The organism is Streptomyces sp. MMCC 100 (assembly GCF_041538145.2).
Lineage (GTDB): Bacteria > Actinomycetota > Actinomycetes > Streptomycetales > Streptomycetaceae > Streptomyces.
Map to the genome: position 1 here is coordinate 7821666 of NZ_JBGORK020000001.1, position 16969 is coordinate 7838634.

The window sequence follows — 16969 nt, forward strand, 5'->3', positions numbered from 1 at the left end:
GCCCGCCACCGCGTGCGCGGACCGAAGACCACAGGGCCCAGGCCCACCACCGCGTGCGCGGACTAAAATCGACGCATTGTGTCTGACTCGCACCGCACCCCCGACGCCGCTCCCCCGCCCTCGGCCGGGGCCACCGCGGCCTCCGCGCCCTCCCTGCGCCACATCCGCGCCAAGGGCGAGCCCCGTTTCCCGGACGGGCCGAAGGCCGATCCCGCCGGGTCGCACTTCGAGCGGCGGATCCGCAGCTTCCAGCCCCGGCGGAGCCGGGTGACCGCCGGGCAGGCGGACGCGCTGCAGCGGCTGTGGTCCCTGTGGGGGCTGGACATCGACGGACAGCGGGTCGTCGACCTCGCCGAGCTGTTCGGCAACACCCGTCCCGTCGTCCTGGAGATCGGCTTCGGCATGGGCGAGGCCACCGCGCAGATGGCCGCCGCCGACCCGGACACGAACATCCTCGCCGTAGACGTCCACACCCCGGGCCAGGGCAACCTGCTCGGTCTCGCGGAGCGGAACGAGCTGTCCAACATCCGGGTGGGCAACGGCGACGCGATCATCCTACTGCGCGAGATGCTCGCCCCCGACTCCCTCGCCGGGCTGCGCGTCTACTTCCCCGACCCCTGGCCGAAGAAGCGGCACCACAAGCGCCGGCTGATCCAGCCGGAGTTCCTGACCCTGGCCGCGACCCGGCTCGCCCCGGGGGCCGTCGTGCACTGCGCCACCGACTGGGAGCCGTACGCCGAGCAGATGCTCGACGTGCTCACCGCGCACCCCGACTTCGAGAACACCGTGCCCGGCGGCGGATTCGCGCCGCGTCCCGGCCACCGGCCGCTGACCCGTTTCGAGGGCCAGGGACTGGACAAGGGACATGTGGTGAACGACCTGCTCTTCCGTCGCGTACAGCACAAGGAGCTGCCCCCCACCGGTTAGGGTCCATGCCGTGGCCACCTGTCCCCCGTATCAGCCCCCTCCGCACTGGTGGCAGCGCACCTGGGTGCGTTACGGCGCGCTGATCACCCTGCTCGCGCTCTCCGGCCTGGTGATCCTGGCCCTGGTCCGCGAACAGACCGGCACACAGGGCTTCCTCGTGGGACTCGGCCTCGCCGTACTGCCCGTGCCGCTGCTCATAGCGGCGTTCCGCTGGCTGGACCGGGTCGATCCCGGCCCCTGGCGGAACCTGCTCTTCTGCTTCGCCTGGGGTGCCTGCGCGGCGGCGCTGATAGCGATCGTCGCCAACAGCTTCGCGACGCGCTGGATAGCGACCGCGACCGCCGACCCGGCAAGCGCGGACACCCTGGGGGCGACGGTCATAGCCCCGGTCGTCGAGGAGTCCGCCAAGGCCGCCGCCGTCCTCCTGGTCTTCCTCTTCCGCAGACGGGACTTCACCGGCATCGTCGACGGCGTGGTCGTCGCCGGGGTCACCGCCACCGGCTTCGCCTTCACCGAGAACATCCTCTACCTGGGCACCGCCTTCGGCACCGATCAGCTGACCGGCGACAGCGGCATCGCATCCGTCACCGCGGCGACCTTCTTCGTCCGCGTCGTGATGTCGCCGTTCGCGCACCCGCTGTTCACCGTGCTCACCGGCATCGGCTTCGGCATCGCCGCGCTCTCCACGGGCCGGCACCGCCTGCGCCGGGCCCTGCTCCCCCTGGCCGGACTGCTGCTCGCGATGGGCATGCACGCCCTGTGGAACGGCTCGGCCGCGTTCGGCGAGTACGGCTTCTTCGCCGTGTACGCGGCGTTCATGGTGCCGTCGTTCGGCCTGCTGACCTGGCTGGTGATCTGGACCCGGCAGCGCGAACTGGGCACCGTACGGGCCGAGCTGCCCGCGTATGTCGTCGCCGGGTGGCTGACGCCCGCGGAGCCGTACGCGCTCGCCTCGATGCGGGCCCGCCGCGTCGCCCGGCAGTACGCCCGCCGGCACGCCGGGAAGGAAGGGGCGCGGGCGGTGGCGCGGTACGAGGCCTGCGCGACCTCGGTGGCGTTCCTGCGGCAGCGCGGGCGCCGGGGCAGGGCGGGCGCCGACTTCACCGTGCGGGAACGGCAGCTGCTGGACGCCCTGTGGCATCTGCGGGGCGTGGCCCGTCCGGCGCTGGAGTACGCGGCCCGGGCCACGGCGCCGCCGGCGCCCGTGCCACGGCCGGTACCGCCGTGGGCGTACGGGTACGGGGCGCAGGGCGCGTACGTCCAAGCGACGGCGCGCCCCCCGTACGGGCCGTACGGACCGAACCCGGCGCCCGGTTCGTACGCGCCGCCCACCCCGCAGGCCCCCTACGCGCCATACCCGCAGTACGCGCCGTACGCGCCGCCCGGCCCCTACCGGCCGTAAGGTCCGCGTCGCCCGGTCAGGCGGACGCCCGCGTGAGCCTCTCGGCCTCGTCCTCCGTCAGGTTCAGCTCGGCGACGCCCAGCAGCGCCGGCAGCTGCTCCACCGTGCGCGCGGAGGCGATCGGCGCCGCCACCGTCGGCCGGCCGGCCAGCCAGGCGAGGGCGACCGTGGCGACGGGAGCGTCGTGGGCCTCGGCGATCTCGTCCAGGGCGGCGAGCACCCGACGCCCGCGCTCGGTCTCCAGGTGCTTCGCCGCACCGCCCGCCCGCGGACTGTCAACGGCCGTTCCGGGCCGGTACTTGCCGGTGAGGAACCCGGCCGCGAGGGCGTAGTACGGGACGGCGGCGAGACCGGCCTGCTCGGCGAGGTCGCGCAGCTCGCCCTCGTAGGTGTCGCGGGAGACCAGGTTGTAGTGCGGCTGGAGGGCGACGTACCGGGCCAGGCCCTCGCGGTCGGAGAACTCCAGGGACGCCGCGAGCCGCTCGGCGGAGATGTTGGAGGCGGCGATGTGCCGCACCTTGCCCGCCTTCACGAGTTCGTCGAGCGCCCCGATGATCTCCTCGACCGGCACCTCGGGCTTGTCGAAGTGGGTGTAGTAGAGGTCGATGCGGTCGGTGCCCAGGCGGCGCAGCGAGGCGTCGGCCGCGGCCTTGATGTTCGCGGCGGACAGGCCCGGGTACTCGGGGTGCTGGCTGACCTTGGTGGCGAGGACGACGTCGTCACGGTTGCCGCGGGCCGCGAGCCACTGGCCGAGGACGGTCTCGGACTCGCCGCCGCTGTTGCCGTCGACCCAGGCGGAGTAGGAGTCGGCGGTGTCGACGAAGTTGCCGCCGGCCGCCGTGTAGGCGTCCAGGACGGCGAAGGACTGGTCCTGGTCGGCGGTCCAACCGAAGACGTTGCCGCCGAGGGCGAGAGGGAAGACCTCGAGGTCGGAGGAGCCGAGCTTGCGCAGAGAAGTCATGTAGAGCGTCAACGACCGCACCGGAGCGGGCCATTCCGGCCAACACGCAAAAACCCCGCAAACCGGCAGCCCTGACGTCGGGGGGTTGCCGTCAGGACCGCCGGGGTTCAGCGGGGCGAATCAGTGGGCCGGGCGGATCAGGGAGTGAGCCCCTTGCTCTGCAGCCAGGCCATCGGGTCGATGCCCGAGCCGTCCGCCGTGTGGACCTCGAGGTGGAGATGGGCGCCGGTGACGTTGCCGGTGGCGCCGACGCGGCCGATGACGTCACCGGTGGTGACCTTCTGACCGACGCTGACGTTGATGGACGACTGGTGCGCGTACCAGAGCTCGGTGCCGTCGTCGAGGGTGAGCACGGTCTTGTAGCCGTACGACCCGTCCCAGCCGGCCGACGTGATCGTGCCGCTGTGCACCGCCTTGAGCAGGGTGCCCGTGGGGGCGGCGAAGTCGAGGCCGGTGTGGTGGCCGGAGGCCCACAGCGAACCGGCCTGGTTGAAGGTCGAGGAGATCGTGTACGAGGAGGTCGGCAGCGTGTACTGCTTGGCCAGCTTCGCGAGCCGCTCGGCCTCGGCCTTCTTCGCGGCCTCCTCCTCCGCCTTCTTCTTGGCGGCGGCGGCCTTCTCCTGGGCCTCCTTCTCCGCCTTGGCGGCGGCTTCCGCGGCCTTCTTCTCCGCGGCGGCCTGGGCCTCGGCGGCGGCCTTGGTCTCGACCTGCGCCTGCTGCTGCTCGGCCTGCGCCATGATCCGGGCCCGCAGCGACTCACCGGCGTCGGTGGTGCCGGTGCCCTCCGCGGTGTCGGCGGCGACGGCCTGGGTGATGCCGCTGAGCGGGGCGGCGGAACCCTCGGGCTCCGACTCCGCGTCGCCGCCGGGCATGAGCGAACCCACGTTCGGCAGGTCCGGCATGGAGATGGACACCGGCGGCTTGCCGGTCTGCGCGCTGGCCATGCCGCCCGCGCCGACGGCGGCTATGACACCGACGCCGAGGACGGTGGAGCTGCGCGCGAGTCCGCCGCGCTGCTTGGCGACGCGGTGCCGGCCGCGCACGGGGCGGATGGACTCCGCGGTGGGGTTCCACTCCTCCCAGGGACCCTCTTCGGCGCGGTGGGCGTCGTAGCCGAAGGTGTCGGTGCCGTGCCCGGTGGGCACGAACGGGGCCTCGGGGGCAGGCCGGTTGGACGCCACGTGGGCGTGCTCCTTTCCTTCCTTCCGCCTACCGGGTTAGCTGACGGGTTCGGAGCAGGAAGGTCTCCTACGGGTGTGTGCCGACCGTGTTTCCACGGCGCCATACGCCCGATTCACCCCAATGTGGTGGTTCCCCGGTTCCCTTGCGGGATTCGGCGCGTGCGCACGGAGCCGCCTTCTGTGACGGCTGGGACGACCGCGCTGCGTTATCGAACGTTAATAGACGCGGGGCTCGGATTCCAAGCCGTTCCGCTTGATCATTAACGAAAACAGCCGGGACGTACGCCTCACGACCGGTGAAAACCGGGCGACTTGACCCGCCCTCAGTATTCCTCTTCGCGCCACTTTCTCCTGACGGTGTGTCAGTCGTTATGCGGAGGGGGGTCGCGCTGTCACGGCTCGTGACAATGATCATGGTCTCCGCGCCGGGGTCGCCGTACGGCGAGCAGCGCCATGTCGTCCGCCATGCCACCCCCGGAATGCCGGCGCACGTCCTCGGCGAGGGTGTCGAGCAGCGTCGCGGGATGCCGGAAGACGCGGCCCGCCAGCCGCGCCTGCGGATCGTAGAACTCGCCCTTGGTGTCCCGGGCTTCGGTCAGCCCGTCGGTGTAGAGCAGCAGTGTGGCCCCACCGGGGAACGCGGCCTCCTCCGCCCGGTCGGGCCAGACGCCCAGCTCGCCCATGCCGAGCGGCAGCGCCGACTCACGGGCGGGCAGCGCGCCCAGGGTGCCGTCGGCGTAGAGCAGCAGGGGCGGTGGGTGGCCTCGGTTGACGATGCGTACGGTTCCGTCGCCGTGCGGGAGTTCGGCGAGGACGGCGGTGGTGAAGCCCTCGAAGGCGTCCAGCCCCTCCCGTCGGGTGCCCTCGCGCGCCAGCGCCCGCTCCAGCCGCTGCGCCACCGCCTCCAGCGTCGCCTCCTGCTCGGCCGCCTCCCGGAAGGCGCCGATCACGACGGCGACGGCGGCGACCGCGCCCATGCCCTTGCCGCGCACGTCGCCGACGATGAGCCGGACGCCTCGGGCGCTGTCCTGCACCGCGTACAGGTCGCCGCCGATGAAGGCGTCGGCCTGCGCGGCCTCGTAGCAGACGGCGATCTCGAAGCCCGCGATGCGCTCGGCCGGTTCGGGCAGTACGGCACGCTGGGCGGCCTCGGCGATCTCGCGGACGGTGACGAGGCGCTCGTCGCTGCGGCGGACGAGGCCGTTCACGAGGACGGCGAGCACGGCGACCGTGGCGATGGTGATCAGCTCGGTGAGGGAGTCGACGTAGTGGAGGACGCCCTTGCCGATCTGCAGCCCGATGACGGCGGCCACCACGGCGACGCCGGTGAGCGCCGTGCCGCGCCGTGAGTAGAGCGGGGCGGCGACCAGGGGCGCGGCCGTGTAGAGGGGGCCGGCGGTGAAGTACCTCGGGGTGAAGATGTCGTACAGGATGGCGACGACGATCAGCAGCACGGGGAGCGCGTGCACGAAGGCGCGCCGGTACGCGGTCCGGCGACGCGGCGGCGGCCCGGCGGGGGGCTCTTCGTCTCCGAGGCCCGGGTCGGGCACGGGATCACCGGGGAGCCGGCCACCGGCCCTGGCGGCCGCTCCCTCGTCGTCCACGTCACCTGGCCGCACCACTCGTCTCCCGCCACCCCGTACGTCCGCGCGCCGCCTGCCGTCCAGGACTCCAGGTTTCCGGGTGCGGGGGCGGGCGGCGAGCGGTGAGGGGCCGACCGGATGAAACGGGGTTCGTGACGAGACGCACCGAGGGCCGGAACCCTTTCGGATTCCGGCCCTCGGCCTTCAGTAGCGGGGACAGGATTTGAACCTGCGACCTCTGGGTTATGAGCCCAGCGAGCTACCGAGCTGCTCCACCCCGCGTCGTTGTGTTCACCACTGTACGTCATCCCGGGGGCGGAATGCACATCGGTATCTCCCCCGGTGGTTCCCTACCCCTCCAGATGGCGGTTCGGCGCCTTCGCCCGCTCCTCGTACCCGGCCAGTACGACGACGGCGGCGCCCCCGGCGGCGAGCACCCCGCTCCCGTCCGCCCCCGGCACGAAGGTGTCCGGCTCCCGCCAGGCCGTGACGACGCGACGCACCCCGGCGTCGAGGATCAGCCGGGCGCAGGGTGCGGGCCGGGAGGCACGGCGGGCACAGGGCTCCAGGCTGCTGTAGACGGTGGCGCCCGCGAGCCGCGCGTCGGAGGGGTCGGTCTTCGCGAGCGCCGCCTCCTCGGCATGCACGACGGCGTCGCCCCCCTCCCGCGAATACCCCCGCGCCAGCTCGCTCCCGTCGGCGGCGACCACGACGGCCCCCACGCTGAACGCGGTGTCCGACGGCGGACACAGTTCGGCCAGCTCACAGGCGAGCGCCAGCCAGTGCCGGTCGGCGGCGGCGACCCGGTCGCCGGTCCCGGGGGCGGTGGGCCGGTACCGGTGGAGCACCACGTCCTCGATCCGCCGCGACTCCACCAGCCGCAGCCGCCCGCCCTGGTAGGCACCGGGCCCGAACAGCCGGGGCGCGGCCGGGTCCCCCACGAGCAGCGGCGCGAGGACGAGCTGCAGCTCGTCGGCGAGCTCCTGCTGGAGCAACTGGGTGTGGACGGTCCCGCCCCCTTCGACCATGAGCCGCCGCACCCCGCGCCGGTCATGCAGATGCTCCAGCACCGCACGCCAGTCGAGCACCGGCCCCAGGGACACGACATCGGCACCGATCCCGAGCGCGCGGGCCCGCCGCGCACCGTCGTCCGTGCTCAGCAGCACCTTCTCCCCACCCGTGTGCCAGAAACGCGCCGCCGGATCCAGCTCGCCGCTGCCGCTGACGGTGACCTTGAGCGGGTACTCCGCCTCCCCCGCCGCGACCCGGGCCGCCCGACGCTCGGCGGAGTTCACCAGCAACCGCGGATTGTCGGCCCGGATCGTCCCGGCCCCGACCAGGATCGCGTCGACCGACGCCCGTATCTCGTCGACCCGGTCGAAGTCGGCGGGGCTGGACAGCAGCAGCCGGTCGGGGCCGGTGTCGTCCAGGTAGCCGTCGAGGGAGACGGCGGCGGAGAGGAGGACGTGGGGGAGGGACATGCGGTGTACTCCGGGAAGGCGAGCGAGCGTCGGGTTCCGGCGGGGCAACACTAGGCGCCGGTGCTGCCGCTACGGCTCACCGTGGTCCGCGGGCTGTAAGCGTTGGCCGTGCCCCCGGGGGTCCAGCCACCTCGCCGGGGTCTCTACTTGCAACAACGTACTATGACGCCGGACCGGCCCATCCCGTCGGAGAACCATCTCGCGGACGGGGACGGAGTAGCAGGACTCACCGCCCGCCGGGCCGCACAATTTCCGCCCTCGCGGGCGCTGCGGTGACCGTCGCGACCACCGAGACGGGGCTGTACGGGCTCCCGGCCGCGCTCGGAGCGGCGGCGGTCTGCTTCCTGATCCGCATGCTCGGCCTCCGCTTCGGCCTCAACGCGCCGGAACCACCACCTCCGCCCCGTCGTCCAGCCGACCCTGGACACCGGCGTCAGCGCGCTGACGGTGGCCGCGCCGGCCTGGCTCGGCGACCGGGACGTGCAGGAACCCGCGGGAGCCTCGAACGCCTTGACTCTCCAGTGACTGGAGAGCGGAGAGTGGGCCTCATGAACGGCGCGACGCCCCTGCACTCGATCGGTGAACTGTCGGCCCGTACCGGAGTGCCCGTACGGACGATCCGGTTCTACTCGGACACCGGACTGCTGCCGCCCACGGACCGCACTCCGGCCGGCTACCGCCGTTACAGCGACGCGGCCCTCGGCCGGCTCCACCTCATCGGCGTCCTGCGGGAGCTGGACGTCGGTCTCACCACGGTCCGTCGCGTCCTGGACGGAGACCTCTCCGTCGCCGACGTCGCCGCCGCGCACGCCGACGCCACTGCCCTGCAGATCCGCGCGCTGCGACTGCGGCACAGCATGCTGCGGCTCGTCGCCCGGCGCGGTCCCAGTCCCGAGGAGACAGTTCTCATGCACCGGCTCGCCCGCCTCACCTCCGACGAACGCCGGCGCCTGGTGGCCGACTTCATCGCCGGCCTCGGCGCCGACACCCCGCGGGCCCGCGGTGCCGCCGCCGCTCTGCGCACCGCGCTGCCCGACCTCCCGGACGAACCGTCCGACGCCCAGCTCGCCGCGTGGGTGGAGCTGGCCGAACTCATGGCCGACGACGACTTCCGCGCGCGCATGGCGGACGGGGCGCTCCCGCCCGCCGACGAGGACCTGCTGCCGGGGGCGGCCCAGGAGGCGGTGGCGGAGCTGCTCCCGTTCGTCAGGGGGGCCGTCGCCGACGCGCGGGAGGCGGGCATCGACCCGAACGGTGCCGACGCCGACCCGGTGGTCGACGCCGTCGCATCGCGCTGCGCGGCCGTGCTCGGCCGTCCCGACGGCCCGGAGCTGCGGGAGTGGCTGGCCCGGCGGTTCGAGGCGGGGCACGATCCGCTCGTCGAGCGGTACTGGCGTCTGGTCTGGGCCGTCAACGACTGGCAGGTGGTTCCCGGCCACCTGCCCTTCCAGCCCTGGATGGTCCAGGCCCTGCGCCGGTCCGGCCGGGTCAGCCCCAGTCGCCGTTGAGCCACGCGACCAGGCGGGCGCGCTTCGTGTAGTAACAGAAGGTGTGTTCCGCGCCGGACGTGGTGTGCGTCCCTGACCCGTACCGCAGTTCGTACCCACGGTCGCCGGGACCGTACTCGCCGTCGCGGGAGCCGTCCATGTCATCGGCCCAGTCGAGGAGACCGGACCCGAGGCCGAGGTTCTCGAGGTACCGGCCAGGGTCGGCAGGTTCCACCGGCGCGGGGCGAGCATCGGACCCGGCGATCGGCCGGTCCTCCAGGCAGCCGTCGGACCGCACCGGCTGGCCCAGCCACCATCCGGCCAGGAACACGGCGTACAGCGTGGTGACGACTCCGAGGCGGCGCGGGGTTGTCCAGTCGGGCATCCCGCTCTACCTCCAGTCGCCGTCGGACCAGGCTCGGAGGCGAGGGCGTTCACCCGTGTCGCTGGTGCAGGTGGCGGCGTAGGAGGTGACCGTCAGGGTGTGGACGGTGCGGGTGTCCTCGAGCAGGCCGTCCTGCGGGACAACCGACGGTTTCCGGGTGGGGCCGGATACCGGAGAGGGAGTGGGTGTGGGTGTGGAGACCGGTACGTGCCCGTACTGTTCGGCGAGCCGGTCGAGGGCGGTCTGGTCGGGGCGGCACTCGGGGGTCACGGGCTGGCCCAGGTACCAGCCCGCGACGAACACGCCGTAGACCACGGCGGCGGCACCGAGGCGGCGCGGGCTGATCCGGCGAGCGGGACGGAGGTCAACCCCGCTTCTGTCAGAGGGAGTTGTGCTCATGCCGGGACTCTATCCGTGGCCGTCGGCCTGTCCGACGGGCCGGCTTCACCACAGCTGCCCGGGCCCGATGACCGTGAGCCCCACCTGCTCGGCGAGCCAGTGCGCATACGGCTCCCGCGCCTGGCGGCCGTCGACACCGACACTGCGGACATGGACGAGGACGGTGTGGTCGTCGGCGGGCTCGTCGAGCTCGCGGGTGCGGGTGTTGAGGAGCAGCGTCACTTCGGCGTGTTTGGACTCGCCGAAGAAGTCCAGCTCGGGCGCGTCCGGCCAGCACAGTCCGTTCCAGTTCACCTCACCGGCGTTCGAGCCCGTCGCCGCCGCGAAGGCGTCCTCGGCGCTGCCGACCGGCACGTCGTACAGCTCGCACTCCACGGGAAGTCGTCCTTCGTACGCGGCCGGGTCGGCGGGCAGGCCGGCCCCCTCGACGCCGACGATCAGCACGGGCAGGTCCTGCGGCGGCACCCCGTCGAACTCGCCGTACTTCTCCCACGACCGGAACCACCCCCCGGGCAGCTCCTTCGCCACCCGCCGCACCTCCGCGACGGAGTGCAGCTCGGTGCGCGCGGAGACCCGGGAGTCCGCGCGGCGGCCGAACTCGACGATGCGGCGCGCGGTGCTCAGGGCGAGCGCGCGGTCGGCGGTGCGGAAGACGGGATAGGCGACGTCGTTGGACATCCGGTGAATGTGCCACAGCCCGTCACCGCCCGTCATCGCACTTTCGGCAGACGTACGGGACCCCAGCCCGTTCCTGCGGTGGGCCGGGGTCCGACCGGTAGGCCCTGTGGGACTCGAACCCACAACCAATGGATTAAAAGTCCTGGCCAAGGCTTGCTGGGTGGTTCCGGGCCGTTCTTGGGTGTCCGGAGCCACCTGGTCAGGACTGATGTGACTCGTGACCCGGCCTTCCCCGTGATGACCTGTACGGTTCCGTCCGCTCACGCATCGCTCACGCAGAAGAGGTCGGCTGAGCAGCACGTTCAGCAGCGATGTCGGTGCGGCGCTACTGCTTCTCGCGGTTGCAGTCCAAGCACGCTCCGGGGTGGGAGCGGACTCGTGCCCGATCAGGTCGATGACTTGGACCAGTTGCACGTAGTTCGGGGGCCGCTCCTTCGCTTACAGGTCGAATAGTGCGTCGCCCGCGTCCGATGTTGCCTTCAGCGCCCTGGTTGCCTCTGTGGGAACGGGGAGGATTCCCGCTGCGGTCAGGTCCAACACCGTGATCAGTGGACCTGCGCACACATCATCGAAGAGATCGGCCTGTGTTGGCTCCTCTCGAACGAGCAGGCCGAGGACATTCAGCAACTCCAGCAGTTCCGTTGTCCATGAGGGAAGCCAGCGCGGAGCTACCTCGTGGTCCAGTTCGAGGCGTCGCTTGCCGGCGGGGTTCCTCCGACGGTAGCCGAACCACTTGTCGAGAACGTTCATCCCGGACACTTGGTACTCCCGGACCGCGCGTGGCACCGGACTGATCCGTCCACTGCCGACCCACAGATCCTGTGTCACGGGGTCGTACGCCAGCTTCTCCGGCATGGCTTCCGCATCGTCCGGGATCTCCTCGACGCATCGAGGGCGGTCGCGTGGTAGCAGCACCCTGCCGTACGGCCTCCCGGCCGTCTCGTCGACGTACCGCTCGCCGTAGGTGTGTAGCCACAGGACTCGCTGGCCAATGGCAACTGCCTGCTCCCACAAGCAAAGGTCAACAGTGAGGGGTATCCGCGCGCCAGGGACTTCGAGGTCCTCTTGGAATCGAGCCGTGTACTCCGGGTGGGACGCGATCGCGGCGATGTAGGCCAGCAGGTCTTCAGCGACGACCGGTATGCCGAGCCGCCCGGCGAGCAAGGGGAGCAGACCGGGCACGACGTTAGGCAACGTGCCCGCGGCGTTGCGGTAGAGGGGACGGGCGCAACCGCTGCGGTTGTTGAAATAGTCCATGTCGGTGATGAGGGCGCTGAAGACCAGTGCCGGACCGTTGACCACCGGGTGGGCGTTCTGCTCAACGGTGTAGATCTGGCGGTCGCTGCGAACACGCCAAAGGTCCGCTCTGCCTCGCTCCATCAATCGGCTGTCCGGCAAGACGTATTGCCGGTCGAACGAGCGGAACCCAATGCGCACCGTTTGGGGATTTGTCCTGTGCTCGGCGGCGAGCGGTATCCGCCCGTGAGACTCAACTCCTGGCAGGGGAGGGACATTGTCTGAAGGCGCTCGCTCACCAGAGCGTCCGAGCATCTCGGCGCGTCTCTCGGCATCCGCTGCGAGTAAGCGCTGCCACCGTTTGTGAAGTGTGTCCTCGTCCGGTGCGTAGACCCACATGCGCCCAGGCGTGACGCCACGAGACGACCACGGCATCAGTTCTCTCAGCTGCGGACAGGACTCCCACAGGTCGCTGCCGGGTGGCAGGAAGGCATCCGTCTCACCCGTGGCGCACTCGCGCCATTCGGGGTCGTCGAGCCTGAGTGTCGTCAGGCGTTCGATCTTCTCGGCTCTGCGCCCGCCGACCTTGAGGTGTCTTACCCTTGCGGTCTGCCGGTCCGTCCGTGGCCTGGGGCTGTCTCGCCATCGTACAAAGATCGCGATGCACAATTCCTGGGCGACCTCGGGGAAGATCCTGGTTGCGACATCCGCGCGGTGGCCCTCCGGGGACAGGTCGACGATCCAGCCTTCGTCGGCGGTTTCGCGTAGATAGCGCCGCATTCCGGCGAACGCCCGGCCCTTGAGCCATGCCTTCGGCGTGATCAGCGCGACCACACCGAATGGCACGTCGTCGTGTGCGTCGAAGACCTTCCAGGTGGCCCAGCGCCAAAAGTAGACGTAGAGGTTGGCGATCTTCGACTCGTACCTGCCGTTGCCAGGTTGCCGGAAGGCCCCCAGCGGGGCCGGGATGTCCGCCTCGGGCTCCCCTCGTTCCACCCACTTGCCGGCGCCCCGTTTCACGGCGTCGTGAGGCGGGTTGCCCATGACGACCATGACACGCTCGTCCCGCTTGACCTGGTTGGCCTGGCGACGGGATTCCGCGAGCGCCCGGTAGGTGTGGGGGATCCAGTTGAACTCGGCTGTCGGGCTGTCCAGGGCATCAGCCACCAACAGCCTGAGTCCCTGGGCGGGGGCCGCGGACCCGTACTGCTTGAGCATGGCGTGCATGCGTAGTTCCGCAACAGCGAATGGACCGACCTGCATCTCGAAACCGACCAGCCGACGCCCCACCATCTCTCGCAAACGTGGGCCCACCGCGCCTGGGCCCTCTGCCTCTGTGATGGTCGCGGCGGCCAGCTCCAGCGCCGAAAGGAGGAAGGTGCCGGTACCCATGGCTGGGTCGACAAGGACCACATCAGGAGAGGCGAAACCGGACGGGATACGGAAACCCTCCCGTTTCAGGACGTCCTCAACAAGCCGGGCCATGGCCGAGACGACGCCACGCGGTGTGTAGTACGAGCCTGTGCGTATCCGCAGGTCCGGGTCGTAGATCTGGAGGAAGTGTTCGTACAGCAGGAAGTAGGCGTCACCGGTGCCATCGTCCAGCACGTCCCATCTGACCGCGCCGATGACACGAAGCAATGTGTTCAGCGTGGTGGACAGGCCAGCGACAGAGTCGCCGGCCAAGACATCCAGGGCCTGCCCCATCAACGAGTGCTTCTTGCCGAGCTTCGTGGCGATCTCATGCACAGTCTCGCCTTCGAAAGTGATCTCCTCCACCCTGGCGAGCAGCAGCGCGAACACCACTGCCTGACCGTATTGCTCGACGAACTGGGCGTCGGTTGCTTCCGGAAACAGCAGGTGTCGCCAGTCCTTGGCGAGTGTCGTGAATGCCGGTGGACGTCGACGGCTCTTCTCCTGTGCGATCGCTTCTCCGACCTCTTCCGACAGAAGTTGGCAAAGCCCGGCGACTGCCCGGATGAGCTGACTCGTGGTGCGAGGTGTCTGCGGCTCCCAGGTCAGGAATGCGCGTAGCACCCGCGCGAGTGTCCCGTCGGCGGGGGTAAGCCGGGATCCAGAGGTGAGAACCGAGCCCTTCATGTGGGCCACATCACCGACCTGTTGGCCCTCTTGGTGGACGGAGAATTCGTTCCCGTCACAGAGCAGAACGTTGTTGAGCAGCCGTAGTTTTGCCCACTGTTCGGCGTTGCGGCCTGTGTAGACGGACGGGTCGGCCTGGGTGCCCGGCTTCTTGAGCTCGATGTAACCGACGAGGGCGCCTCCGACCTCAACGGCATAGTCCGGGCGAGCTCCCGTGTCGACAAGTGCGACTTCGCCAATGAGAGTGACTTCCAGACCTAGGCCACGACATATGGACCGAATCATGTTTTCCAGCGGTCCCCGAAGCTGGTCTTCCTGCCACCCACTGCCTCTCAGCTTTGGCGTGACCTCCGCCCCAAACGTCGACACGGCGGCCTGTACTGCCTGCTCGAAGCTGTCATCGATCCTGCGACGGGACCCCATACCGCCCCCATCCCCAAGGCGGGCAGTTCCGGCCGACGTCAAGTCAGTGCGGTCACCTGCCGCACCGTGCTCCCCGCCGGGGCCGGACTTTTCCGGCCCTCTCTGTTGCATGACCGTAGGAGGGGAACGCGAGGTGCCTGGAGGGTGCATGCGGGGGCGCACGGAAGCACCAATGTCATCGTCCTGCGACGGCTACACCAGCTCACCTTCCGGCTCGACCCGCAGACCATCACGCCGGGTGTGGAAGTCAGCCAGGTACGGCAGCGCCCACTCCCACTGCCGGGTAGCCCGTCCGTCGCGGAACGGCCTTCCCCCGCACAGACGCAGCTGCAGGTCGAAGACGCATGATCAGTGCTGCTTCCCGACTTGGCGGACCACTCGATCTACCGTGCAGTCTGTCGTCCACGTCTGCGTCCGAGCGTGGCACGGGGGACAGATTGCTGAAGTCGACGACAGCGACCGCGGCGGTCACCAGGGCGGGGCCCGGTCCGAGGACACGGCTGCCCGCCCGGCGGTCGCCTCCAGCGAATCAACCGTCGACGCATGGCCTCGCGCTATCGCCTCTGTCTTGGCCGTTGAAGAGTTCACGACGCCGACTCGGCCCGAGCGAGTCATCAAGAGCCCATGCGTTCCGCCACAAGTTGCCACGCGGTCGCCCTCCCCGTCACCGCAGCCTGGATCTGCAAGAACTGACAGGAGCCGGTATGCCAGCCAGCACCGCACAGGGTCCGACGCCGAGCCAGACGTGGCAGCGTCCACCGACACCCTGGCAGGACAAGCACCGTGTTGGCCGAGACCGACAAGCAGGTCGAGCGGGCCCTTCGCTATCCACTCACCGCCCGCTCGCGAGCACCGAAGAATAGGAGTACCTTTTGGTACCAGAGAGGGTGTGAGCATGAGGATCACAGAGGAAGCCCGCAGTCGGACAACCCGGACGACAGCACCGTTGAAAGTCGATGCAGCCATAGACGAGCTGATCGCGGACGGCGCCCATTTTCTGGGGATGACTAAGAAGGACCTGGTCGCCGAGGCCGTCCGAACCTACTTGGAGGTCCGCCGTGAGGAGGTTCGGGCCAGCATGTTGGAGAAGATGCGCAAGCTGGACGGATCCGTGGAATCCAGTGTCTCGCTGCTGACCGGACTGTCACCGGAGCGGATCAAGGAACTCGGCGGAGTCGGCGAGGACGACTGATCCGTGCGGCCCGCTCGACCTACCCTCCGCGCGCTCCGCGAGGACTTGAAACTACCGCTACCGTCAGCCCGGGAACCGCTCGACGAACTGGATCACCCGATCTTGGCCAAGGCCCGGGAAAACTTCGCCGACGACTGGGCCGGGCATGAGCGCATCCGCTCGATCGATGATGAGGTCCTCTTCAAAGTCAAGGTCCAACGCTGGCGCGGAGCGGTCTGGACCGACGAGGATCTGCCCTGGCTCATCGCTGCCGGGCAACGCGAGGACGGTTCACCGGACGACTTCTACTCAGCCCTGGAGACGACCGCGAGGGCCGCACGAGCCCACTACAACGCCAACAACCGCCAGCCCCTGAGCACCACGACGTACGTCGGGCGTCTCCTCCCTGACCAGAACGACCGTGATCGCTACCAACTCGAGGCCGGTGCCCGGCTCGTCCGCGATCTCGCTGCGGCTGTCCGGGAGCTGGCTCGTGGATCACTGCACGACGGGCATGAACACGCCGCCGACTTTCCCGCTTTCCGCCTCGGCATCCTCGTACGCGGCGACGACGGCCATGAGACCTATGCTGCGGTGCGCATCACCGGCTCCGTACCCGACGACCTCATCGCGGTCATCCTGCGCCATGTCCCCGGCTGCGACCCCACCGCCTGGTACCCCGAGTACGCCCTCCCCAGCCGGCCCCTTCTTCCCTCCGAGCAAGCCTGGTCGACCCTCATGGATCCAAAGGCCGCGGCTGAACTCCTGAACGAAGACTGATCCGGAGTCCTCACCCAAATGCGGGCTTGGGCCGATGACCGCCGAACAAGGAACTCGCTCATGCCGGATCATGACAACTCGTCCCGGCCAGTGACTGTCCCCACGTGCGACCATGGGCCCGTCACCGTCTGGGAGCCCGACTGGTGTACCGGAAGCGAAACAGAGCATCAGCCCGGCGGCTACCGCGTCGACGTCACGCACGCGAGCCCTGACTACGAATTCACAGTCTCAACGAGCCGTGGCACGCCGGTGGTTCTGCGTGCGTGCTCGAACAGCGCCCCTTCGCCGAGCGCCCACCCGGTCACGTCCCCTTCATGAACGTCGAGATGGATGGCGACTGGCATCCGCACAGTTCCGACGATTTGCGCCGCCTCTCGGAGTCCATCACGGCACACGCGGATCGGCTCCGGGAGCTTGCCGACCGCCTCGACGGTCTCACCAACGCCTTCGATGCCGCAAAGGGGACCGCGCCTGGGGCGGCGAACCCTGAGAAAGGACGCGTCAGCTGAACAAGCCACGCTGCCTGTTGGCACACCCGCTCACGCAGACGGACTCCACACGTGGCGTGGCCCCGGCCAGGAGGACTGGTCGGGGCCACGAAACCGCTGGTCAGAGCCACAGAATGGCCCTGTCCTCGGTAGGCCCTGTGGGACTCGAACCCACAACCAATGGATTAAAAGTCCACTGCTCTGCCAATTGAGCTAAGGGCCCAGGCGGTGTGTCGCGCGGTGTCGCGTGATGTTGCCACACCGAGCATAGCCCGCCGCGGCCGGGA

Annotated in this window: 15 protein-coding genes, 2 tRNA genes and 1 riboswitch; of the genes, 7 read left to right on the forward strand and 10 right to left on the reverse strand. The window is 69.9% G+C overall.

What is annotated here, in order from left to right; genetic code table 11:
- Window positions 1-78: 78 nt before the first annotated feature.
- Window positions 79-927, forward strand: coding sequence for a tRNA (guanosine(46)-N7)-methyltransferase TrmB (gene trmB, locus ABS735_RS36290; RefSeq protein WP_373904526.1), 849 nt, complete (start codon window positions 79-81; stop codon window positions 925-927).
- A 10-nt stretch (window positions 928-937) separates the two neighbouring features.
- Window positions 938-2329: a PrsW family intramembrane metalloprotease gene (locus ABS735_RS36295; RefSeq protein WP_373904527.1), complete on the forward strand. Its 1392-nt coding sequence runs from the start codon at window positions 938-940 to the stop codon at window positions 2327-2329.
- Between the two features lie 16 nt (window positions 2330-2345).
- Here the strand turns inward: ABS735_RS36295 and ABS735_RS36300 are convergent, their stop codons facing one another.
- The 5 genes from ABS735_RS36300 to ABS735_RS36320 form a co-directional block, all read right to left on the reverse strand.
- Window positions 2346-3290, reverse strand: coding sequence for an aldo/keto reductase (locus ABS735_RS36300; protein WP_373904528.1), 945 nt, complete (start codon window positions 3288-3290; stop codon window positions 2346-2348).
- A 137-nt stretch (window positions 3291-3427) separates the two neighbouring features.
- The gene (locus tag ABS735_RS36305; RefSeq protein ID WP_373904529.1) at window positions 3428-4471 is read right to left on the reverse strand and encodes a M23 family metallopeptidase; all 1044 of its coding nucleotides are present in this window, start codon (window positions 4469-4471) and stop codon (window positions 3428-3430) included.
- Between the two features lie 10 nt (window positions 4472-4481).
- Window positions 4482-4639: riboswitch (cyclic di-AMP (ydaO/yuaA leader) on the reverse strand.
- A gap of 224 nt (window positions 4640-4863) precedes the next feature.
- Entirely contained in the window at window positions 4864-6090 is a 1227-nt protein-coding gene (locus ABS735_RS36310) for a PP2C family protein-serine/threonine phosphatase (RefSeq protein WP_373904530.1), read from the reverse strand.
- A 172-nt stretch (window positions 6091-6262) separates the two neighbouring features.
- Window positions 6263-6336 (reverse strand) — tRNA-Met (locus ABS735_RS36315).
- 68 nt (window positions 6337-6404) lie between these two features.
- The gene (locus tag ABS735_RS36320) at window positions 6405-7535 is read right to left on the reverse strand and encodes a dihydrofolate reductase family protein (protein WP_373904531.1); all 1131 of its coding nucleotides are present in this window, start codon (window positions 7533-7535) and stop codon (window positions 6405-6407) included.
- 548 nt (window positions 7536-8083) lie between these two features.
- Between ABS735_RS36320 and ABS735_RS36325 the strand changes: the two genes are divergently transcribed.
- Entirely contained in the window at window positions 8084-9043 is a 960-nt protein-coding gene (locus tag ABS735_RS36325; protein WP_373904532.1) for a MerR family transcriptional regulator, read from the forward strand.
- On the opposite strand, the gene ABS735_RS36330 is transcribed toward ABS735_RS36325, so the two are convergent.
- The 4 genes from ABS735_RS36330 to ABS735_RS36345 all read right to left on the reverse strand — a co-directional run bounded on the left by ABS735_RS36330 (window position 9024) and on the right by ABS735_RS36345 (window position 14243).
- Window positions 9024-9407, reverse strand: coding sequence for a hypothetical protein (locus tag ABS735_RS36330; protein WP_373904533.1), 384 nt, complete (start codon window positions 9405-9407; stop codon window positions 9024-9026). The genes ABS735_RS36325 and ABS735_RS36330 overlap by 20 nt on opposite strands.
- 6 nt (window positions 9408-9413) lie before the next feature.
- On the reverse strand, window positions 9414-9806 hold the full coding sequence (locus ABS735_RS36335) for a hypothetical protein (RefSeq protein WP_373904534.1): 393 nt from the start codon (window positions 9804-9806) through the stop codon (window positions 9414-9416).
- A gap of 45 nt (window positions 9807-9851) precedes the next feature.
- Window positions 9852-10484 carry a hypothetical protein gene (locus ABS735_RS36340; RefSeq protein WP_373904535.1) on the reverse strand — a complete coding sequence of 211 codons (633 nt, stop codon included), beginning with the start codon at window positions 10482-10484 and terminating at the stop codon, window positions 9852-9854.
- Window positions 10485-10922: 438 nt separating this feature from the next.
- The gene (locus ABS735_RS36345; protein ID WP_373904536.1) at window positions 10923-14243 is read right to left on the reverse strand and encodes a type ISP restriction/modification enzyme; all 3321 of its coding nucleotides are present in this window, start codon (window positions 14241-14243) and stop codon (window positions 10923-10925) included.
- A gap of 895 nt (window positions 14244-15138) precedes the next feature.
- Between ABS735_RS36345 and ABS735_RS36350 the strand changes: the two genes are divergently transcribed.
- The 4 genes from ABS735_RS36350 to ABS735_RS36365 all read left to right on the forward strand — a co-directional run bounded on the left by ABS735_RS36350 (window position 15139) and on the right by ABS735_RS36365 (window position 16703).
- Window positions 15139-15435: a hypothetical protein gene (locus ABS735_RS36350; protein WP_373904537.1), complete on the forward strand. Its 297-nt coding sequence runs from the start codon at window positions 15139-15141 to the stop codon at window positions 15433-15435.
- A gap of 102 nt (window positions 15436-15537) precedes the next feature.
- Complete coding sequence (locus tag ABS735_RS36355) at window positions 15538-16194, forward strand: hypothetical protein (protein WP_373904538.1); 657 nt, start codon at window positions 15538-15540, stop codon at window positions 16192-16194.
- A gap of 60 nt (window positions 16195-16254) precedes the next feature.
- A complete protein-coding gene (locus tag ABS735_RS36360; RefSeq protein WP_373904539.1) occupies window positions 16255-16512 on the forward strand; it encodes a DUF6907 domain-containing protein in 258 nt (85 codons plus the stop codon).
- Entirely contained in the window at window positions 16458-16703 is a 246-nt protein-coding gene (locus ABS735_RS36365; RefSeq protein WP_373904540.1) for a DUF6907 domain-containing protein, read from the forward strand. The genes ABS735_RS36360 and ABS735_RS36365 overlap by 55 nt, the downstream gene beginning before the upstream one ends.
- A 129-nt stretch (window positions 16704-16832) precedes the next feature.
- Here the strand turns inward: ABS735_RS36365 and ABS735_RS36370 are convergent.
- Window positions 16833-16905 (reverse strand) — tRNA-Lys (locus tag ABS735_RS36370).
- Window positions 16906-16969: the final 64 nt, after the last annotated feature.

Bases quoted from the DNA above. Each gene is read 5' to 3' on its own strand.
- ABS735_RS36360 (WP_373904539.1), top strand. From the start codon at position 16,255: ATGCCGGATCATGACAACTCGTCCCGGCCAGTGACTGTCCCCACGTGC.
- ABS735_RS36320 (WP_373904531.1), bottom strand. From the start codon at position 7,535: ATGTCCCTCCCCCACGTCCTCCTCTCCGCCGCCGTCTCCCTCGACGGC.
- ABS735_RS36300 (WP_373904528.1), bottom strand. From the start codon at position 3,290: ATGACTTCTCTGCGCAAGCTCGGCTCCTCCGACCTCGAGGTCTTCCCT.
- ABS735_RS36340 (WP_373904535.1), bottom strand. From the start codon at position 10,484: ATGTCCAACGACGTCGCCTATCCCGTCTTCCGCACCGCCGACCGCGCG.
- ABS735_RS36350 (WP_373904537.1), top strand. From the start codon at position 15,139: ATGAGGATCACAGAGGAAGCCCGCAGTCGGACAACCCGGACGACAGCA.
- ABS735_RS36330 (WP_373904533.1), bottom strand. From the start codon at position 9,407: ATGCCCGACTGGACAACCCCGCGCCGCCTCGGAGTCGTCACCACGCTG.
- ABS735_RS36345 (WP_373904536.1), bottom strand. From the start codon at position 14,243: ATGGGGTCCCGTCGCAGGATCGATGACAGCTTCGAGCAGGCAGTACAG.
- ABS735_RS36325 (WP_373904532.1), top strand. From the start codon at position 8,084: ATGAACGGCGCGACGCCCCTGCACTCGATCGGTGAACTGTCGGCCCGT.
- ABS735_RS36335 (WP_373904534.1), bottom strand. From the start codon at position 9,806: ATGAGCACAACTCCCTCTGACAGAAGCGGGGTTGACCTCCGTCCCGCT.